The sequence below is a fragment of the Pseudomonas sp. PSE1(2024) genome (genome assembly GCF_050990555.1).
In the GTDB taxonomy this organism is placed as follows: domain Bacteria; phylum Pseudomonadota; class Gammaproteobacteria; order Pseudomonadales; family Pseudomonadaceae; genus Aquipseudomonas; species Aquipseudomonas aphyarum.
The window spans coordinates 5827217-5846723 of record NZ_CP158967.1 but is presented as its reverse complement, the minus strand read 5'-3'; the positions used below and the strand labels follow the sequence as shown (position 1 = coordinate 5846723).

The 19507-nt window shown below is 60.3% G+C and carries 15 protein-coding genes and 1 tRNA gene; 3 read left to right on the top strand and 13 right to left on the bottom strand.

The features are described 5' to 3' along the window. Positions 1-22 precede the first annotated feature (22 nt). From pqqA to rpsU, 11 genes are all read right to left on the bottom strand, one after another. Positions 23-97: a pyrroloquinoline quinone precursor peptide PqqA gene (pqqA, locus tag ABTV87_RS26670; RefSeq protein ID WP_003444522.1), complete on the bottom strand. Its 75-nt coding sequence runs from the start codon at positions 95-97 to the stop codon at positions 23-25. Positions 98-256: 159 nt separating this feature from the next. Then, on the bottom strand, positions 257-2683 hold the full coding sequence (gene pqqF, locus ABTV87_RS26665; protein WP_433898609.1) for a pyrroloquinoline quinone biosynthesis protein PqqF: 2427 nt from the start codon (positions 2681-2683) through the stop codon (positions 257-259). 38 nt (positions 2684-2721) lie between these two features. Continuing rightward, on the bottom strand, positions 2722-3516 hold the full coding sequence (locus ABTV87_RS26660; protein WP_262159006.1) for a carbon-nitrogen hydrolase family protein: 795 nt from the start codon (positions 3514-3516) through the stop codon (positions 2722-2724). A 12-nt stretch (positions 3517-3528) separates the two neighbouring features. Further along, positions 3529-5211 carry a flavin monoamine oxidase family protein gene (locus tag ABTV87_RS26655; RefSeq protein ID WP_433898608.1) on the bottom strand — a complete coding sequence of 561 codons (1683 nt, stop codon included), beginning with the start codon at positions 5209-5211 and terminating at the stop codon, positions 3529-3531. 146 nt (positions 5212-5357) lie between these two features. Then, positions 5358-5819 carry an Lrp/AsnC family transcriptional regulator gene (locus ABTV87_RS26650; RefSeq protein ID WP_007959884.1) on the bottom strand — a complete coding sequence of 154 codons (462 nt, stop codon included), beginning with the start codon at positions 5817-5819 and terminating at the stop codon, positions 5358-5360. 309 nt (positions 5820-6128) lie between these two features. After that, positions 6129-6320 carry a hypothetical protein gene (locus tag ABTV87_RS26645; RefSeq protein WP_433898607.1) on the bottom strand — a complete coding sequence of 64 codons (192 nt, stop codon included), beginning with the start codon at positions 6318-6320 and terminating at the stop codon, positions 6129-6131. A 556-nt stretch (positions 6321-6876) separates the two neighbouring features. Beyond that, positions 6877-6953: transfer RNA gene (locus tag ABTV87_RS26640), tRNA-Ile, on the bottom strand. Between the two features lie 15 nt (positions 6954-6968). Next, on the bottom strand, positions 6969-10715 hold the full coding sequence (locus ABTV87_RS26635; protein ID WP_007959886.1) for a bifunctional diguanylate cyclase/phosphodiesterase: 3747 nt from the start codon (positions 10713-10715) through the stop codon (positions 6969-6971). 126 nt (positions 10716-10841) lie between these two features. After that, positions 10842-12689, bottom strand: a complete 1848-nt coding sequence (gene rpoD, locus ABTV87_RS26630; protein ID WP_007959889.1) for an RNA polymerase sigma factor RpoD — start codon at positions 12687-12689, stop codon at positions 10842-10844. A 67-nt stretch (positions 12690-12756) separates the two neighbouring features. After that, positions 12757-14724, bottom strand: coding sequence for a DNA primase (dnaG, locus tag ABTV87_RS26625; RefSeq protein ID WP_433898606.1), 1968 nt, complete (start codon positions 14722-14724; stop codon positions 12757-12759). 480 nt (positions 14725-15204) lie between these two features. Next, positions 15205-15420 (bottom strand): 30S ribosomal protein S21, encoded by a 216-nt coding sequence (gene rpsU / locus ABTV87_RS26620; protein WP_002551877.1) that lies wholly within the window; start codon positions 15418-15420, stop codon positions 15205-15207. Between the two features lie 199 nt (positions 15421-15619). Here rpsU and tsaD point away from each other — a divergent pair, with 199 nt between their 5' ends. Then, a complete protein-coding gene (gene tsaD, locus ABTV87_RS26615) occupies positions 15620-16645 on the top strand; it encodes a tRNA (adenosine(37)-N6)-threonylcarbamoyltransferase complex transferase subunit TsaD (RefSeq protein WP_039768071.1) in 1026 nt (341 codons plus the stop codon). A gap of 23 nt (positions 16646-16668) precedes the next feature. On the opposite strand, the gene plsY is transcribed toward tsaD, so the two are convergent. Continuing rightward, entirely contained in the window at positions 16669-17238 is a 570-nt protein-coding gene (gene plsY, locus ABTV87_RS26610) for a glycerol-3-phosphate 1-O-acyltransferase PlsY (RefSeq protein ID WP_007959895.1), read from the bottom strand. Positions 17239-17312: 74 nt separating this feature from the next. Here plsY and folB point away from each other — a divergent pair, with 74 nt between their 5' ends. Beyond that, the gene (gene folB / locus ABTV87_RS26605; RefSeq protein ID WP_085697719.1) at positions 17313-17669 is read left to right on the top strand and encodes a dihydroneopterin aldolase; all 357 of its coding nucleotides are present in this window, start codon (positions 17313-17315) and stop codon (positions 17667-17669) included. After that, positions 17660-18178, top strand: coding sequence for a 2-amino-4-hydroxy-6-hydroxymethyldihydropteridine diphosphokinase (folK, locus tag ABTV87_RS26600; protein ID WP_433898605.1), 519 nt, complete (start codon positions 17660-17662; stop codon positions 18176-18178). The genes folB and folK overlap by 10 nt, the downstream gene beginning before the upstream one ends. A 39-nt stretch (positions 18179-18217) precedes the next feature. Here folK and ABTV87_RS26595 read toward each other — a convergent pair whose 3' ends face one another. Further along, positions 18218-19447, bottom strand: a complete 1230-nt coding sequence (locus ABTV87_RS26595; RefSeq protein ID WP_221534128.1) for a multifunctional CCA addition/repair protein — start codon at positions 19445-19447, stop codon at positions 18218-18220. Positions 19448-19507 lie beyond the last annotated feature (60 nt).

Below are 19507 nucleotides of genomic sequence, written 5' to 3'. Positions count from 1 at the left end.
AGTGTTCTGCTTGAGGCAGGACTCAGCGGCTGGCGAAGTACATGGTGACTTCGAAGCCGATGCGCAGGTCGGTGTAAGCAGGTTTGGTCCAAGCCATCGGGTGACTCCTTTTTCAGGTGGGTGAGATAGCGCTATCCATAGGTATAGTCCACGGCAGCACAGGGATGTTCCAAATAGTTAGGTGGCTATGTTACTCAAAATTTCGGTGGCTTTGCCCGTGAATCTTTGAGAAAGCTCCTTGCAGCCCCGGTAATGATCATTTTGCCGCTTGCCAGGGCGCGCCCGGCGAAGGGCTGTTGGCCAAGCCGTGCCAGCCGCCTTCGGCGCGGATCAGACGTTGTGCGGCGGCCAGCAATGTCAGGCGATCCAGTTGGGCGATGGCGCTGCGCAGCTGGGCCAGATAATCCGACGAGTGGCCGGCGAGGCGGGCCTGCCACAGGAGTTCAGCCGCATCTTTGCCGGACAGGACGTTGTCATCGAACTGATCGGCAAGCGTCTGGCGTTGCTGAGTGAGGCTGGCGGCATCCAGCTGTTCGACAAGGGCTGGCAGGTCATCGAGAAACTGCTGAATGTGGTCGAGCAATTGCGCGGCGGTGGCCGTGGGCGATTGCACACCGAACAGCAATCCGGTCTGGCCGTGGAACTGGCGCAACCCGCTGAACACGGCATAGCCGAGTTGCAGTTCGACGCGCAGGCGTTGGTAGAACGGTGTCTGGCACAGGTGCGCGAGCAGGCGCCACGCGGCTTCGTCGTCGATTTCACGGCTGGCGGTCGGGCAGAGCAGCAGCAAGGCATGTTCGCTGGACGCGCTGTCGATCTGACTCCACCGGTATCCGGCGTTGATTGCCGACGGTGCGGGAATTTGATTGTCCGGGATGCCGGGGATGCGACTCAGGGCCAGACCCATGGCTGACTGGGTTTGCGGGCTTAACCCCAAAGCCAGACCGTCCCAGCGGGAAGTTGTCCACAGGTGGGCGGCGTCATCGGATTCGCCGATGGCTGGCAGGCACTGTTCGGGCAGTATTTTGAGCAGTTGGCGGATCGGTATCAGCGACGGTTGTGGCTCGCCTTTTGCGGAATCGGCGCCTACTTGTGTCAGAGATTTCAGCGCGTGTTCCAGGACAACGGGCAGCGTGTCCTGCAGGCCAGTGAGTTTCAGCAGCCACTGATCAGCTGAGGCGCTGAAAGACAACTCGACCCCAGCCTGACGCGCGTCGTCGGAAACCTCCCGCAGACTGCGTTGCAGTTTCGCTTGCAGCTCGGTCGTGGCCGCCGCTTCCGTCTGCCAGCGCACATACACCGCACCTTCGTCACCGTTATCCGGCAGCGCCTGGCTGAATTGCATCGGCGAGCGTTCGCGGCGGCTGCGCGAGCGATCCTGAGCAAACGTGCGCAGGCCCCGGTGGGCGCTGGTCTGGCCGCGGATCAGGCCGGCGTTGGCCAGTGGCTCGGCTGCGCGCAGGAACGGATTGGCAGCGGGCAGATGCCAGTGACTGCTGAAGTTATCCACAGTGCCGATTTTGCCGAGAATCACTTTGAGCGCCGCAACGGCCGTTTCGGAGATTTCATTCTCGAGTTGTTCGCTGTCGAGTCGGGCCAACTGCAATGCACCGCTGACCTGCTGCTGCCGTTCAAGCAGCGTTGCATACTCCTGACGCAACGCCGGCCAGTCCTGCTGCGCTGCGAAGAAACTCAGCCAATCCAGACAATGCTCGCGAATGAGGTCGAGCGAACCGGAAGCTGAAGTGAACTGAAGATGCAGCAAGGCTTGCCCGCCGAACTGGTACTGCACGCTAGCTTGCAAGCCGTCAGCGAGCCCCTGCTGCCGCAAATGCGCGAGCAATCCACCGGGTTTGGCGCTGTTCAGCCAGTGACAGAGAAACGCCAGCGCCTCGGCCGACGACTCCGGCAAATCCTCCAACGCAAACAGCAGATTGCCGTGCCGCTCGCCGACCTGTTGATAACTTTCTTGTGCGTTGTCCATCAAGCGAACGGGGGCAGCCTGTGCAGTTTTATCCCCAGGCGTCAGCGTGGCGGCAAACTGTTCGGCCTGCGTGCGCAGTTCTTCAACACTCTGCGGCCCGAGCAGGCTCAAAGTCATCTGCCCGGTGCGGTAAAACTGCTGATGAAAGTCTTTCAACGCCTGCTGAAAATCCGCTTGCTCTAACGGCAGGCTGTCGCGGTTCCCGGCATGAAAGCCGCGCAACGGATGCGCTGCCGACAATCCCTCAAACAGCGCCTCTTTCTGCTGAGCCGCCGCATCCTGCGACCACGCGACAAACTCCGCCTGCAACACTTCCCGTTCCCGCAACTGATCGTCCGGATTCATACGCGGTCGGGCGAGCATGTCTGACAGACGCTCCAGCCCACCGCTGAAGGACGCTGGCGGCAACTCAAAGAAGAAATCGGTGGTGCGCTCACGGGTGCTGGCATTCACCTGACCGCCGTGACCTTGCACGTAGGCCATCAGCCCTTGCTGTGCAGGAAAACGCTCGGTGCCTAGGAACAGCAAATGCTCAAGGAAATGCGCCAACCCCGGCCACGCCAACGATACGTCATGACTGCCGGCAGCCACCCGCAACGCGGCGGCGCTGCGCTTCAGGCCGGGCACGTGACGCAGGGTCACGCGCAAGCCGTTGGCCAGGGTTTCTGTGTGGGGGCGGGGGTGAGTCGGCGCAGGCATGGGCACTTCCAGAACAGTGAAGTGCCAATGCTAGCGGATTAGCGCTTGTTGAGCGCGTCGTAAAGTTCGGGGCGGCGGTCGTTGAAGTAGCGGTTGGCGCTGCGCGAGTCGACCATCAACTGGCGATCCAGCTCACCGACGATCAGGGCTTCGTCCAGTCCGGCCTGGGCGATGCGGCTGCCATCCGGTGCGGCAATGCTGCTTTGCCCGCAGTAATGGATGTCGCCTTCGTGGCCACAATAGTTGGCGTACGCCACGTAGCACTGGTTTTCGAAGGCGCGGGAGCGCACGGAAACATCGGCAATGAAATCGAAGGGAATCATGTTCGCCGTCGGCACCAGAATCAGCTCGGCGCCTTCTAGGGCCAGGCGCCGGGCGTTTTCCGGGAACTCCAGGTCGTAGCAGATCAGGAAACCCAGCTTCCAGCCGTTGAGCTCGACGATGGGAAACTCGCCATCACCGGGGCTGAACATCGAACGGTCCAGATCGCCGAACAGATGCGTCTTGCGGTAATTGCACAGGCGCTCGCCGTTCGAGTCGATCAACTGCACGGCGTTGTAGATCTGTCCTTCGGCGGTGCGCTCAGGGTAACCGTAGAGTATCGCCAGACCGGCAGCCTTGGCGATCCGTCCGACTTGCTGAGCCCACTCACCGTTGTAGACCTCGGCCAATGTCGCGACCGCCTCCTTGCCGATGTTGTAGCCGGTCAGGAACATCTCCGGCACCACCAGCAGGTCGGCGCCTTTGGCCTCCATCGCCAGTTGTTGCAGGCGCTGAAGGTTGGCAGCAGGTTCCAGTGGCAGCGGTGGACATTGGTAAAGGGCTACACGCATCAGGGATTCCTCTTACTCGGGCAGGGCGATCGGGCCGATGTCGTTGAACACATCACCCGGGCCGGGGTTCTCTGTATGAGTGGACCCGCCGAAGTGCTTCATGATTCCCCACACTGCGTTGAGCGAGGTCTGCACCGCGCCTTCAACCCACGCTGGCGTCCACGAAACGTCGTCGCCGGCGATGAAAATCCCGCGCTGCTCCGGCGGCATGTCGTCCTGCATGAAGTGCGCGTACATGCGCTGGTTGTAGCGATAGTGGCCGGGCAGAGCGCCCTTGAACGCGCCGAGGAAGTGCGGGTCGGCTTCCCACGACACGGTGATCGGATCGCCGATGATCCGCGCGGCGATATCGACCTTCGGGTAGATCTTCTTTAAGGCGTCCAGCGCGAGTTTCACGCGTTTTTCCACCGGGTGCGGGAGCATCTTCAGCGCATCGCTCATCCACGAGTACGACAGGCAGATCACGCCCGGCTTGTCGTCGCCGTTGTCGAACAGATAGGTGCCACGGGTCAGTCGATCGGTGAGGGTCATGCTCATCAGGTCGCGGCCGGTTTCCGGGTCCTTGTCCTTCCAGAACGGGCGGTCGACCATCACGAAGGTTTTCGACGATTGCATGTAGCGAGTGCGGTCCAGCGCCATCCACATCTTCTGCGAGAACAGGCTTTCGTCGCATTCGATCTGCGTGGTCAGCAGCCAGCTCTGGCAGGTGGTGAGCACGGCGGCATATTCGCGGGTGTCGCCGTTGTTGTCGGTGACTGCGAAACGTCCGTCAGGCGCGTGGGCGATTTTCTTTACCCCGGAGCGCGGGGCGCCGTGGTGCAGCGATTTCAGGCTGGTGCCTTGCGGCCAGTGTACGCAACGTTCCGGCGCATGGCGCCAGATGCCTTGTGGCACTTGTTCCACACCGCCGACCACCAGATGCTGGTGATCGTCGCAGTTGGTCATCACCACACGGAAGATTTCCAGCATCGAGTTGGGGAAATCCGAGTCCCAGCCGCCGGTGCCGAAACCGACCTGACCGAACACTTCGCGGTGATGGAACGACAGTTTGGCGAAGGCTTTCGAGGTGGCGACGAAGTCGTAGAAGGTGCGGTCGTCCCACAGCGGTACGAGGGTGTTCCACAGCTCTTTGAGGCGTGGCACGTCACGGTCGCGAATCGCTTGCTGGATATCGGAGAACTGCGAACCGGCCTCCAGAGCGTCGGCCCAAGCGTCCGCCACTTCCTGGAACAGTGCAGGAAGATCCTTCAGGCTCTGTGCGTAATGGGTTTTGCCTTCCAGGTCGATCACTGTGCTGCCGGAGGCCGGCGTCAGCGGGTTGGGGAAGGACTTGGTCTCGAGGCCGAGTTTGTCGACGTAGTGATAGAACGCGGTGGAAGACACCGGGAAGCGCATGCCGCCTAGCTCGGCGACGATGCCGTCAGTGCCGTTGAACGCCTGGGAACGCAAACGGCCGCCAAGCTTCGAGGCCTCATACACGACGGGTTTCAAGCCGAGTTTCATCAGCTCATAAGCCGCCACCAGACCGGCGATACCGGCCCCGACAATCGCCACCTCTGCACCGTGGTTGTGCTCGGGAATACTGCCGAGACCGGCCGGGTGTTCGATCCAGTCGTCGAAGGCGAAAGGAAAGTCCGGGCCGAAAATGGTGATCGGTTTCTTACCGTCTGCAGGATGGCGATTGTTCTTGTTCATGGCTGACCTTGCTGGCGACCCGACGCTGGATGCGCGTCTGAGTATAGGAAAAGATGCCAGCCATTCTAGGGAGCGTAGAACACGTTAATAAGACGCAATGTGTCGTCGTTTTGAGCGTTAGTACTGCTATATGACGATGGTGATGATCAAACTGGATGCCCGCGATCGATCTTGCTGCTGAGAATGATCGAGGTCGTGGTCTTCTCCACGCCGTCTACGCTGCCGATCTGATCGAGAAGCTGATCCAGCTGCTCCGGTGAATCGGTCCGCAGCCACGCCACATAATCAAACTCGCCACTCACCGCACACAATTGCTGCACCTGAGCCATCGCGCTCAACCGTCGCAACACTTCTTTGCCGGAGCGTGGCTGCACCTTGATCCCGACGTAAGCCTGCAATCCGCCATCCACCACACGCTGGCCCAGACGCACGCCATAGCCGGTGATGACCTTGGCCTTTTCCAGCCGCGCCAGTCGCGAAGTCACGGTCGTGCGGGCGATCCCCAATTGCCGGGCCAGCATCGCCACGCTCTCGCGGGCGTTGATTTGCAGGGCAGCGATCAGCTGACGGTCGATTTCATCGAGCACGGGTGGGCGGATGTCGGGCAAGGGCAGGCTCCAGCGGTACGGATCAATGGGGTCGCATGTTACAGGCTCGCCACGCGAGGCGCTTGTGAGCGCTGATTGAGCGGCGGGGGATCAGGCAGCCGCCGGATCGGGGGATTTTACTGAAACAAAAGAACAGACAAATGATTTGACTTGCCTGCTGCCTTTATCAAAAATGGCCTCAAGAGCGCGAAATCTGCTGCCTTGCAGGGCTTCAGCAGACGTAGGTACCTCAGCGATGCTGCAACATCGGTGTAAGGTGAGACCTCTTCATCCCATTTCCTGAGGATGCCAATATCAGGATTCAAATATTCAGGGGGAGCCAGCAGGCTCCCCTTTTTGTTTGTCCTGAAGAACGTATCTCTTGTAGAGAAGTTCGCCCTGGCGGTGCTTGTTCATCGCTCTTGCCGGGGCATGCATGAAGTTCCACAGGACGTGTCCGTGCCTGACATCTACCACGACGAGCATGTCATTTTTTGCCTCGTAGGCGTTGATGAAGGCCATGCGGTATCCGCCGTCCATATTTCAAACGGTCCCGTCAGCGTATCAATCGCATGCCGAACGTAGCGCTCTCGTGAGTCAGCGCGTTTTTCGACGATGTGGGCAAGTTTGTCCCTCATGACCGCAACGTTTCCGATCGGGGTGAGGATGGTGACTGCGAGCAACGCCTCATCGATGAATCCGAAGTGAGCCAGGAGAATTCTGAGGGCTCCTTGCGCATCGTCTGCCCTTTTCACTTCATCAATTGCGGCTGAGCGAAGCTCCCTGGCCAGCGTACGCAGGTCGGGCAAAGCTAAGTCGATCCATGTTTGTTGGCCACTGGATTCTTTTATCAGTGGCGCAGCATTCACGAGCATGAAAGTAATCCCTGGCGAACAGCGGCGCCCGGAGATTACTCGTTCGAAGAAAAGGCCAACAAGGCCGAAAACGGAGTGAAAACACAGCTTGGGAAATAACCTACAGACCTTGCGGTAGTCTTCCGAACATTGCGCTTGTGAAGAACGTAAACGCCAAACGACAGGCGAAAAAAAGCCGCGCGAGTGCGCGGCTTTTTCATGTTTGGTGGGCCCACACGGACTTGAACCGTGGACCAAAGGATTATGAGTCCTCTGCTCTAACCAACTGAGCTATAGGCCCTCAGTAGGCCGCGGATTATAGCGACGGTTTCTCGGCTGTGCTATCCGAAAAATCTGATACGGCTATGCGAAGAAACGTCGCGGCGAATTCCTCGGGTGGCAGCGGCAGGCTGACGATGTAGCCCTGGATCTGTTCACAGCCTTCGGCGGCGAGAAATTGTTGCTGGGCCTGGGTTTCCACGCCTTCGGCGATCACGGTGAATTGCATGCTGCGACCCAGTGCAATGATGGCTCGGACAATCGCCGCGTCGTGCGGGTCGTCGGGCAGTCCGCGGACGAAAGACTGGTCGATCTTGAGGATGTCCAGTGGCAGGCGTTTGAGGTAACTCAGCGAGGAATAGCCGGTACCGAAGTCGTCGATGGCCAGTTGCACGCCCAGGTGTTTGAGCTGGTGCAGCACCGCCAGTGCTTCTTCAGCCTGGCTCATGATGAAGTTTTCGGTAATTTCCAGTTGCAGTAATTCCGGCCGCAGGCGGTTGTCCTTGAGCAGTTGCTCGATGCGTCCCAGCAGGTTCGGTTGGCGCAGCTGCGCGCCGGCGAGGTTCACCGAGAGAGGGCCGAGGGATTCGTAGATCTGGCCCCACTCGAACATCTGCCGGCAGGCGGTTTCCAGCACCCAGTCGCCGATTTGCAGAATCATCCCGTTCTCTTCCGCCAGCGGGATGAAGTGCTCCGGCGGCACATCGCCGAAGTTCGGGTGGCGCCAGCGGATTAGGGCTTCGGCACCGACCAGGCTGTGATCGTCGAGGCTGATTTTCGGTTGGTAATAGAGGTACAGCTCCTCACGCTCGATGGCCCGGCGAAGTTCGTGTTCCAGCGCCACACGCTCACTGGCCTGGGCGGTGAGATCGCGGGTGTAGCTTTCGACCCGGTTGCGCCCCTTGGCCTTGGAGCGGTACATCGCCGCGTCTGCGTTCTTGATCAGGGTCGCGACATCGCAGCCGTCGCGCGGGTAAAGGCTGGTGCCGATGCTGGCACTGATGAAGAACTCATGCTCGCCAGCCTGGAATGGCGCGCCAAAGCAGTTCAGCAGTTTGGTGGCGATGTTGTCGGCATCGCCGGGTTGCTGCAGGCCGGGCAGCAGAATGATGAATTCGTCGCCACCCAGGCGCGCCACGGTGTCGATATCGCGCAGTTGCTCCTTGAGGCGCACGGCGATGCCCTTGAGCAGCAAATCGCCAACCGGGTGACCGAGGCTGTCATTGATGTGCTTGAAACGGTCGAGGTCGAGGAACAGCACCGCGCCCTGGCCGCCGTTTTCCTGCTGACTGTTGAGTGCCATCAACAGGCGGCTTTCGAACAGCGTGCGGTTCGGCAGGCCGGTGAGCGGGTCGTGATGCGCCTGGTAGTCGAGTTTGGCCTGGGCGTGCTTGAGGCTGGAGATATCGGCGAACACCGCAACGAAGTGGGTGATGAACTTGTCGCGGTTGCGCACGGCGCTGATGGTCAGCCAGCTCGGGTACAGCTCGCCATTTTTGCGCCGGTTGGAGATTTCGCCCTGCCAGTGACCTTCGTCGGTCAATTGATGCCACATCGCCGCGTAAAACGCGCTGTCGTGCAGCCCGGAGGCCAGCAGGCGAGGGGTGTGACCCAGCGCTTCGCTTTCGCTGTAACCGGTGATTTCGGTGAAAGCCCGGTTCACGGCGCTGATGTGTTGCTGGGTGTCGGTGATCAGCACACCTTCGGCAGTGCTCTCGAACACGGTTGCAGCCTGTTGCAGCTTTTCCTGCATCAGGTGGCGTTCGGTGATGTCCCGGGCGATGGTCAGCATGCAGTCTTCGTCGCCGATCGGCAGTGGACGGCTGGACACCTCGCAGAGCCGGATCTGCCCGTCGCTGCGACGGATGTGGCAGCTGAAGTCGCGAACGAACCCGTCGCGGTGCAGCAGGTCGAGCATTTGCTTGCGTTCGTTGAGGTTGACCCAGATGCCCAGGTCCAGCGCCGAGCGATCCACCGACATGGCGCTGTTGAAACCGGTGATGCGACTGAAACCTTCGTTGACCTCCAGCAGCAAGCCATCGCTCTGGCGCGACAGCAGCAGACCGTCCGGCGAGGCGTGGAAGGCCTTGGCGAACTTCTCTTCGGAGGTTTGCAGTTGCTGTTGGGTTTCCTTGAGCTGGGTAATGTCGCGCACCACCACGACCAGTGCGGGCGTGGTGTCGAGCTCGAAGGGTTCGGCGGATATCAGCCCGGTAAACACCTGGCCATTGTTGCGGCGAAAGGGCATCTCCAGGTTGCGAATGCTGCCGGCCTGTAGCCGCTGAAGCAGGCCCGGGCCAACCCCGGGAATGCCCCAGATGTTGAGTTCGGTGGCAGTCTGGCCGATAACTTCTTCGGCTTTGAGCCCGATCTGCTCCTCAAAGGCTTCGTTCACCTCCAGCAGGCAGCCGTCGGAGAGCCGGGCGATGACCAGGATGTCCGGGCATTGCTGGAATACCGAAGCGAATTTCTGTTCCGACAGGCGCAATGCCTCTTCGGTGCGCTTGGTTTCGCTGATGTCGATCATCAGGCCGCGCATCACCGGTTCGTGGCCATGTTCGATCAGGCTGACGATGTCACGCACCCACAAGCAACGGCCGTCAGCGGTGATTACGCGGTAATCGAGGCTGTGATCGCGCCCGGCCAGCACCTCGTGATCGCAAAAACTCTGGGCACGGGTCAGATCTGCCGGGTGAATGATGTTGCGCCAGAAGCCCGGAATCAGCCAATGGGACAGGGGATAACCGAGCAGATCTTCGGCGTGGGGCGACACATAGCTGTAGGTGAAATCGCTGATCCGCGCTTCCCAGGCGATGGCCGAAAGACTCTCCACCAGTCCGCGATAATGGTATTCGCTGCTGCGCAGCTCCTGTTCGAGGTCGATGCGCCGGGCGATTTCCGAACTCAGGCGCCGGTTGATGCGGATCACCACTGCCAGGACGATAACCAGGAGCGAGAGGCCCGGTAAACCGTAAATCAGCAGATCCGACCAGAATGTCCGGTGATCGAGGACGTTGCCTACCCAATGTTCCTGAATGCTGCTGATTTCCTCCGGGGACATGTCAGCCAACACCTTGTCCAGAATCCCCACCAGCATTTTGTTGTCCCGGGGGACGCCCATCGCCAGTTGGTAGCGGTAAGGGGTCTCGCCGCTGACGTATAAGCCGTCGAGCTTGAGCTGACGCAGGCTCCAGACACTGGAGGCCAGATCGCCGACCACCGCGTCGACTTCATCGGTGGCCAGGGCCTGCAACGCGGAGCTGACGTTGGGCATTGCCACCAGGTTCAGGTCAGGATGATGGGTGCGCAGCAGTTCATGGGGCGCGTAGTTTTCGACAACGGCGATTTTCAGGCCGTAAAGATCCTCGAGCTTGCGCGGTTGTGGGCCGCCGACGTGGGCGAGGATGACGATCGGAAAGTCGAGATAAGGGCGGGTGAACGACAAATAACTCTGGCGCTCCGGGGTGGACATGATGCCCGGAAGCAGGTCCAGCGTGCCGTTTTTCGCCTGTTCGAGCACGACGGTCCAGCTCACCGGCTCGATGGGGGTGAGTTTGATCGCCAGGCGTTGGCGAATCACATCGATATAGTCCGCTGCCAGGCCCTGATAGCGGTTCTGGTCGTCGCGGAACTCGAAGGGCGGCCACGACGCATCCACACCCAGGCGCAAGTCCGGGTGAGCCGCCAGCCAGCTACGTTCTTCATCGGTCAGAGTCAGCGCGTCAGCCGTTGCGGTCCAGATCATCAGTGACAGCAAAAAAAGCACGGACGCCAGTCTGGGCATAACGGTCTCGTTATGGCTCGGGGGAATGTTTCGAGTGTAGACGGGCTGTGCGCGGGGGGAGGGTGGAGCGGGGTATTTAATCTGCCCTATAAACAAAACCCCCGGCCTGGGCCGGGGGTTCTGGTATCACTCGTCGAGGAAGGAGCGCAGATGCTCGCTTCGCGTCGGGTGGCGCAGCTTGCGCAGCGCCTTGGCTTCGATCTGACGGATCCGCTCACGGGTCACGTCAAACTGTTTGCCGACTTCTTCGAGCGTATGGTCGGTGTTCATGTCGATACCGAAACGCATGCGCAGTACCTTGGCTTCACGGGCAGTAAGGCCGGACAGCACTTCGCGGGTCGCTTCTTTCAGGCTCTCAACAGTGGCGACATCGATTGGCGACTGCATGGTCGAGTCTTCGATGAAGTCACCCAGATGGGAGTCTTCGTCATCACCGATCGGGGTTTCCATGGAGATCGGCTCTTTGGCGATCTTCAATACCTTGCGGATCTTGTCCTCAGGCATTTCCATGCGTTCACCCAGCTCTTCCGGGGTCGGTTCGCGACCCATTTCCTGCAGCATCTGGCGGGAAATACGGTTGAGCTTGTTGATCGTCTCGATCATGTGCACCGGAATACGGATGGTGCGGGCCTGGTCGGCGATCGAGCGAGTGATCGCCTGACGGATCCACCAGGTGGCATAAGTCGAGAACTTGTAACCACGACGGTATTCGAACTTGTCCACCGCTTTCATCAGGCCGATGTTGCCTTCCTGGATCAGATCGAGGAATTGCAGGCCGCGGTTGGTGTACTTCTTGGCGATGGAGATCACCAGACGCAAGTTCGCTTCAACCATCTCTTTCTTCGCGCGGCGGGCTTTCGCCTCACCGATCGACATGCGACGGTTGATGTCCTTGATCTCGGCGATGGTCAGGCCGGTCTCGGTTTCCAGCGCAGTCAGCTTCTGCTGGCAACGGATGATGTCCGGTTGCACGCGGGCAATGGCTTCGGCGTACTTGCTCTTGCCTTTGGCCAGGGCGTCGGACCAGCTTTCGTCGACTTCGTTGCCAGGGAACTGACGCAGGAAGTCGGCGCGCGGCATACGTGCATCACGTACGCACAGTTGCATGATCGCGCGCTCTTGCTGACGCAGACGATCCAGGGCACTGCGAACACGCTCGACCAGGGCTTCGAATTGCTTCGGCACCAGTTTGATCGGCATGAACAGCTCGGCCAGGGCCAACAGTTCGGCAATCGCCGCCTTGTTGTTGCGACCGTGCTTTTTCAGGGCCTTGCGGGTGATTTCCATCTGATCGGCCACGGCGCCGAAGCGCTGTGCGGCAATGACCGGATCCGGACCGCTTTCGGCTTCTTCTTCGTCATCGGAAGCTTCGGCGTCATCGTCCTCGGAATCGTCGTCCGCTTTCGCGGCTTTCGCGTCGATCGGTGGCGGGACTTCGGCGGCAGGCGGCGTGATGCCGTCGTCCGGGTCGATGTAACCGCTCAGAACGTCGGACAGGCGACCACCTTCGGTGGTGACGCGAGTGTACTCGGAGAGAATATGGTCAACCGTGCCAGGGAAGTGCGCGATGGCGCTCATCACTTCACGGATGCCTTCTTCGATACGCTTGGCGATTTCGATTTCGCCTTCACGAGTCAGAAGCTCGACCGTACCCATTTCACGCATGTACATGCGCACCGGGTCAGTGGTGCGACCGATATCGGTCTCCACCGCCGCCAACGCAGCGGCTGCTTCTTCCGCAGCGGCCTCGTCGGTATCGGCGTCGGCCAGCATAAGGGCGTCCGCATCCGGAGCACTCTCGTGTACGGGGATCCCCATGTCGTTAATCATGCGGATGATGTCTTCCACCTGCTCCGGATCTGAAATATCCTCGGGCAGGTGGTCGTTGACCTCGGCGTAAGTCAGATACTTCTGCTCACGACCCAGTTTGATCAACTCAATAATACGAGACTGCTGTTGCGCTTTTCCGGACATAACACCCTATCCACTGAAGGTCTTGGCGGGCAAAAAACAAGCCGAGGATTATACCTGAGCTATGACCTCACGCGCCAGTTGAGGTCGGGTTTGATGCGGAAACATTGCGACTTAAAAGGTCGCGCAGTTGATTTTTCTCTTCGGCGCTCAGTTCGCTTTGACGCGCTTTCCTGAGCAGTTGTTCCAGATTTCGCTCGCGTTGGCGGGCTGACAAGCTAGTAATGGTGTCGAAAAACTGTTGTTCAAGGTTGTCTCCGTCAATCAGCCATTCCTTTTCCGCCAGCGCCTTGAGCAAGCGGCCCTGTTCGGTTCCGTGCCATCGCGCGATCAACTGAAATGAGTTTAGCTTGGGATTCTTCTGTACGGCTTCGAGCAGTGCCACCAGCAGTTGTGCGTTGGTCTGGTTCTCGTCCGCGAAGTGCCCGGCATCCTCGACCTTTTCCGCCAGTTGCGGGTGATGCAGCAAGGTTCTCAGGGCGGCGAGGGTCGGTGGTTCGACGGCGGCCGGCACGCGTGGGGCACGCGGTTGATCGCGATCACCGCCACGTTTGCCATTCTTGTCCCACGGTTTCTTGTCCCATTTCTTGCCGCCGGCGCCGGATTTCTTCGGCGTCCATTCCTGCTGCGGCACATACATGTCCTGTGCCTGCGGCTGATGGTAGTCGCTGTAGTCCGGCATGGCGTCGTAATCGATGCCCGGGTCGTAGGCCGGCGGCGCTTCCTGCGGAGCGCTCTGGGCCAGCTGGCTGACGCTTTCGCTGCTCAGGCCGGTGATCTCGGTCAGGCGCTGGCGCATCAGGATGCGCAGGTTGGCGCCGGGGACCTTGTCGATCAGCGGTGCCGCGAGCGTGGCCATATGGGCCTTGCCCTCCAGCGAGCGCGGGTCGGCTTCTTCGGTCAGTTGCTGGAAGAAGTAGTCCGCCAGCGGTTGTGCGTGCTGATTGATCCGGGCGCGGAAGGCATCAGTGCCCTCGGCGCGAATCAGCGTATCCGGGTCTTCGCCTTCGGGCAGAAACAGGAAGCGTGCACGACGCCCGTCCTGCAGGCTGGAAAGCGTTGCTTCCAGCGCACGCCAGGCGGCGTTGCGACCGGCCTGGTCGCCGTCGAAGCAAAACAGTACGTTCGGCACGACGCGAAACAGGCGCTTGAGGTGTTCTTCGCTGGTCGCGGTGCCCAGTGTCGCGACGGCATTGCGCAGGCCTTGCTGGGCGAGGGCGATGACGTCCATATAGCCCTCGACGACGATGATTTCGTCGAGGTTGCGATTGTTCTTGCGGGCTTCATAGAGGCCGTAGAGTTCCTGGCCTTTATGGAAGACCGGGGTTTCAGGCGAGTTCAGGTACTTTGGCTTGTCGTCGCCGAGCACTCGGCCACCGAATGCGATGATTCGTCCACGGGTGTCGCGAATCGGGAACATCACGCGATCGCGGAAGCGGTCATAGCGTTTGCCGGTTTCGGCGTTCTCGATCAGCAGGCCGGCGTCGATCATGGCTTTCTGCTGCAAGGTGTCGCTGCTCAAGTGTTTGAACAGGTTGTCCCAGCCCGGCGGTGCGAATCCGAGACCGAAGTCCCGGGCGATTTCGCCGGTCAGGCCGCGACCCTTGAGGTAATCCACTGCTGCCTTGCGTGCCGGATGGCTCTTGAGCGCCTGCCGGTAAAAGTCGGCAGCGGCGGTGAGCAGCGGGTACAGCGGTGAATCGGTCGGCTGGCGCGGTTTGTTCGAGCGGCCGCCTTCTTCACGCGGCACTTCCATGCCGGCGGCTTTGGCCAGATCTTCGACAGCCTGGGGGAAGTCCAGGTTGTCGTGATCCATGAGAAAGCCGAGGGCGTTGCCGCCGGCGCCGCAGCCAAAGCAGTAATAGAACTGCTTGTCGGGGCTGACGCTGAACGACGGGGTTTTCTCTTTGTGGAACGGGCAGCAGGCGGTGTAGTTTTTACCGGCCTTCTTCAATTGCACGCGCGAGCTGACCACATCGACGATGTCGGTGCGGTTCAGAAGGTCGTCAATGAAGCTCTGGGGAATCAGCCCGGCCATGGCGTTCTCGTCTGCGCTGTAATGGATCCGATGCGAAAGGCGGCCGGACGCGGGTCATTGAGTGATGCGCGCACGTGAGGCGGCTCGACCGGTGTCGTTTGCGTAATCGCTGTCGGGAAGTGTATCTGCCGAAAATCCACTGACGTTAGTACTCATCAGTTTTCGACTATTCGAAAATGTTGCGCTGAATCCGCTGACGGCCTGTAATCGGCCTCGGATAGCTCATGAAGCGGGCACGCAAGCAGGTGCCTTGGGCTGATCGTCGTAAGAGGAATCAGTGGGTGTGCTCGTCAGTAGCCTTGAAAGGCTCGTCAGAAAAGACGTGCACCGCTGGCAAAAGAGCCAGGCCTGACGCGGTGAAGCGGGTTTGTCTCGGTCGCATCTGCGGCTTCGACGGTGAAGCATCAAGCGTTTTACGCAAATGCCATTAGCCCGGCTGAGGGCCGGGCTTGGCAGAAGCTTGCTACGATCGTCTGTGTATTAGTACAGACGAACGGCGCGGCGCTGTTCGCGCTGAACTTTCTTGGCGTGACGCTTAACAGCAGCAGCTGCCTTGCGCTTACGCTCAGAAGTTGGCTTCTCGTAAAATTCGCGGCTACGAACTTCAGCCAGTACACCGGCTTTTTCGCAGGAGCGCTTGAAACGACGCAGAGCTACGTCGAAGGGTTCGTTCTCTTTAACTTTGACGGCTGGCATCCAGAGCTACCTTCATTCATTACCGGGGTCAACATCCTCGCGGCAAAAGAGCACTTGAAGACGTCGGTTTTTAAGGGTTGCGGATGTTAACCCCTCATCGCTCGGAATGCAAAGCCTCTGATCGAAAACCGCTGGTCGGGGCATCACGCGGCGACTATTATGCGCGCCTTCGAATTCAGCCTAAACAAGGCGCAAACCCATGCTAGTACTGGGATTAGAAACTTCCTGCGACGAAACCGGCGTCGCTTTGTACGACAGCGAACGCGGCCTGCTGGCCGACGCGCTGTTCAGTCAGATCGACCTGCACCGCGTCTATGGCGGCGTGGTACCGGAGCTGGCTTCGCGCGACCACGTCAAGCGCATGCTGCCCCTGATCCGTCAGGTGTTGGCCGAGGCCGACTGCGTACCGACCGAGATCGACGCCATCGCCTACACTGCGGGTCCCGGCCTGGTCGGCGCGCTGTTGGTGGGGGCTTCCTGCGCCCAGGCGCTGGCGTTTGCCTGGGGCATTCCGGCCCTTGGCGTGCACCACATGGAAGGCCACTTGCTGGCGCCGATGCTGGAGCCAAAACCGCCGGAATTCCCGTTCGTCGCTTTGTTGGTCTCCGGTGGTCATACGCAGCTGGTTCAGGTCGATGGCATCGGCCAATACAGCCTGCTCGGCGAGACGCTGGACGATGCCGCGGGCGAAGCTTTCGACAAGACTGCAAAAATGATGGGCCTGAATTATCCGGGCGGACCGGAAATCGCCAAGCTGGCAGAGAAGGGCGTCGCAGGACGTTTCACCTTCCCGCGTCCGATGTGTGATCGCCCGGGCCTGGATTTCAGCTTCAGCGGCCTGAAGACCTTCGCCCTCAATACCTGGCAGCAATGCGTCAGCGCCGGGGACGACAGCGAGCAAGCCCGTTGCGACATCGCGCTGGCGTTCCAGCAGGCCGTGGTGGAGACTTTGACCATCAAGTGCAAGCGTGCCCTCAAGCAGGCCGGCATGAAGCGTCTGGTGATCGCCGGCGGCGTCAGTGCCAACAAGGCGCTGCGTGTTTCGCTGGAGAAGATGCTCGGCGACATGAAGGGCGATGTGTTCTATGCCCGTCCCGAGTTTTGCACCGATAACGGCGCGATGATTGCGTTTGCCGGCTGCCAGCGTTTGCAGGCCGGTCAGCAGGAGAGTCTGGCGATCAGCGTGCAGGCGCGCTGGCCGATGGAGCAGTTGTCGGCGCTGTGATGAGCGGCGCTCACGTGCGGTATTTAAAAATGCCGTTCGCGCCCGGCGAACAGGTCGCGTAGATTGCCCCGGTGGCGCCAGACGATCAGCAGTGTCAGCGTGCTCATCGGCAACAGCGCCGCCGGTTCCTGCCAGGCCAGCAACGGCAGGGTCAGCGGAGTGGCGATCAGCGCCGCCAGCGAGCTGGTGCGGGTCAGGTAGAAGGTCAGCAGCCAGGCGCACACGGCCAGCAGCGCGGCGGGTGGATACAGCCCCAGCAGCATGCCGGCCGCCGTGGCAACGCCCTTGCCACCGCGAAAGCGGAAGTACAACGGGAACAGGTGACCGATCACGGCGCAGACGCCGATCCACGCCTGATCCTGCAGCGAAAGGCCCATTGCCGAAGCGATCAGCACCGGTAGCAGGCCTTTGCACAGATCACCCAGCAGGGTCAGGATCGCGAGTTTGCGTCCGGCCAGGCGCAGCATGTTGGTGGCGCCGGCATTACCCGAGCCACTCATTCGCGGATCCGGATTTCCGGTCAGGCGGCTGAGCAAAATGGCGAAGGACAGAGAGCCGAGCAGGTAGGCGAGGATCGCCAGTAACCAAAACATGCTAACTATTCCGGGCGAGGACGCCCTGATTCTAACGGCGCATTGCGCCCTTGTCGTGCAGCGGAGAAAAGTGCTTGGACAGAGTGTTTATCGAGGGCCTGGAAGTCGACACCGTGATCGGTGCCTACGACTGGGAGCGCGGCATCCGACAGTGCCTGCGTCTTGATTTGAGCTTCGCCTGGGACAATCGCCCGGCCGCCGCCGGTGACGATCTGACCCTGGCGCTCGATTACGCCAGTGTGTCCACACGGATCCAGGCCTTCGCCGAGCAATCCCGGTATCAACTGGTCGAGACCTTCGCCGAGCGTCTGGTTGAAGTGCTGATGAATGAATTCAAGATCACCTGGGTGCGCCTGAAGCTGACCAAGCCAGGTGCCGTACCGGCCGCCAAGGGTGGTGTGGGTGTGGAGATCGAGCGCGGATGCCGCTGACCCAGGTCTATCTCGGGCTCGGTAGCAATATCGAGCGCGAAACCCATTTGCAGGCCGGTCTGGATGCCTTGTCCACGTTTCTGGTGGATATCCGCTGTTCGCCTGTGTTCGAAAGCCAGCCGGTGGGAATCAAGAGCGGGCCGTTCTTCAACTTCGTGGTATCGGCGTTCACCGATCTGCCGTTGATCGAGCTGGATCGCCGCTTGAAGTTCATTGAAGCGGACAACGGTCGCTATGCGCCGGATCGCAAGGGCTTGCCGCTGGATATCGACGTGTTGCTGTACGGCGATCTGGCGGGCAACTTCGACGGGCTGATCCTGCCTCGTGCGGAAATCCTGAAAAATGCCTTTGTGCTGTGGCCGCTGTCTTTGATTGCGCCGGATCGGGTACATCCCGGTGCAGGAAAAAGCTTTGCCACATTGTGGGCCGAAGCGCAGATCGATCAAGTGCTGGCACCGGTCGGATTTGAGTGGCGCGGTACTCAGCTCACGCCTTCAGATCTGTCTTGAACAGTTTGATCCGCCCTCGCGAGGGCGGATCAGGTGTTTTCAGGACGCCGCCGATTCCTTGTAAACCTTCAACGCCTTGAGCCGTTCGCGCTTGAGTGCCTCGCCCAGTTCCGGGCCTTTGAATCCCTTTTCCAGCAACGGCTGCACCGCCACGCCGCGTGCCACATTGGCCGCCCCGCGCAGGTAATCCGCCTGTGGATAACTGCGTTGCTCGAGCCCTTTGCGGCCTCGGGCGTCCATCTCACACGCGACGATGAATTCTTCGAAACGCTGCGGACGACGGTAAACGTCAAAGCTTTGCAGCAACTCCAGCAAGGTCGAAGCCTTCAGCTCCAGAGCGCGATGTCCGTGGGTGTGATATTGGCCGACCAGCAAGGCCAGCTCCTGACAGTCCTTCGGTGCCTTGAAGCGCTCGTTGACCGCTTTGATCAGCTTCAGGCCTTTGTGCTCATGGGCGATGTGCCTTGGCCATTCCTCCTTTGGAGTCAGGCCTTTGCCGAGGTCGTGCAGCAGGCAGGCCCAGCGCACGGTCAGCGGTTGATTGTGCAGGGCTGACTGCTCAAGCACGCTCAGGGTGTGAATGCCGCTGTCGATTTCCGGGTGATGGGCTTCCGGTTGCGGCACGCCGAACAAGGCATCGACCTCTGGCATCAGCACCTTCAAGGCGCCGCAATCGCGCAGTACTTGAATGAACACTTGGGGCTGATCTTCCATCAGTGCGCGGGAAATCTCCTTCCAGCTACGTTCGGCCGTAAGGGCTTCCAGTTCACCCGATTCGCAGAGCTGACGCATCAGCTCCAGAGTTTCGGGCGCCACCTTGAAACCAAGCTCTGCGTAGCGGGCGGCAAAGCGCGCAACACGCAGAACCCTGAGCGGATCTTCGGCAAACGCGGGGGAAACGTGGCGTAGAATCCGCTCTTCGAGATCGCGCTGGCCGTGGTAGGGATCGGTCAGATTTTGCTGATCGTCTTCGGCCATGGCGTTGATCGTGAGGTCACGGCGGATCAGGTCTTCTTCAAGCGTGACCTCGGGGCTGGCGTGAAAGGTGAAACCGCCATAACCGCGACCGCTCTTGCGCTCGGTGCGGGCGAGGGCGTATTCCTCGCCGCTTTTCGGGTGAAGAAACACCGGGAAATCCGCGCCGACCGGGCGAAATCCCTTGGCGAGCATTTCTTCTGTGGTTGCGCCGACCACCACCCAATCGATATCGGTGACCGGTTTGCCCAGCAGGCGATCACGTACTGCACCGCCGACCTTGTAAATCTGCATAAAAAACCTCCGTTGGCCCGACAGGATAACCCTTGCGCCGGACTTTCGGAGGCCTGAACG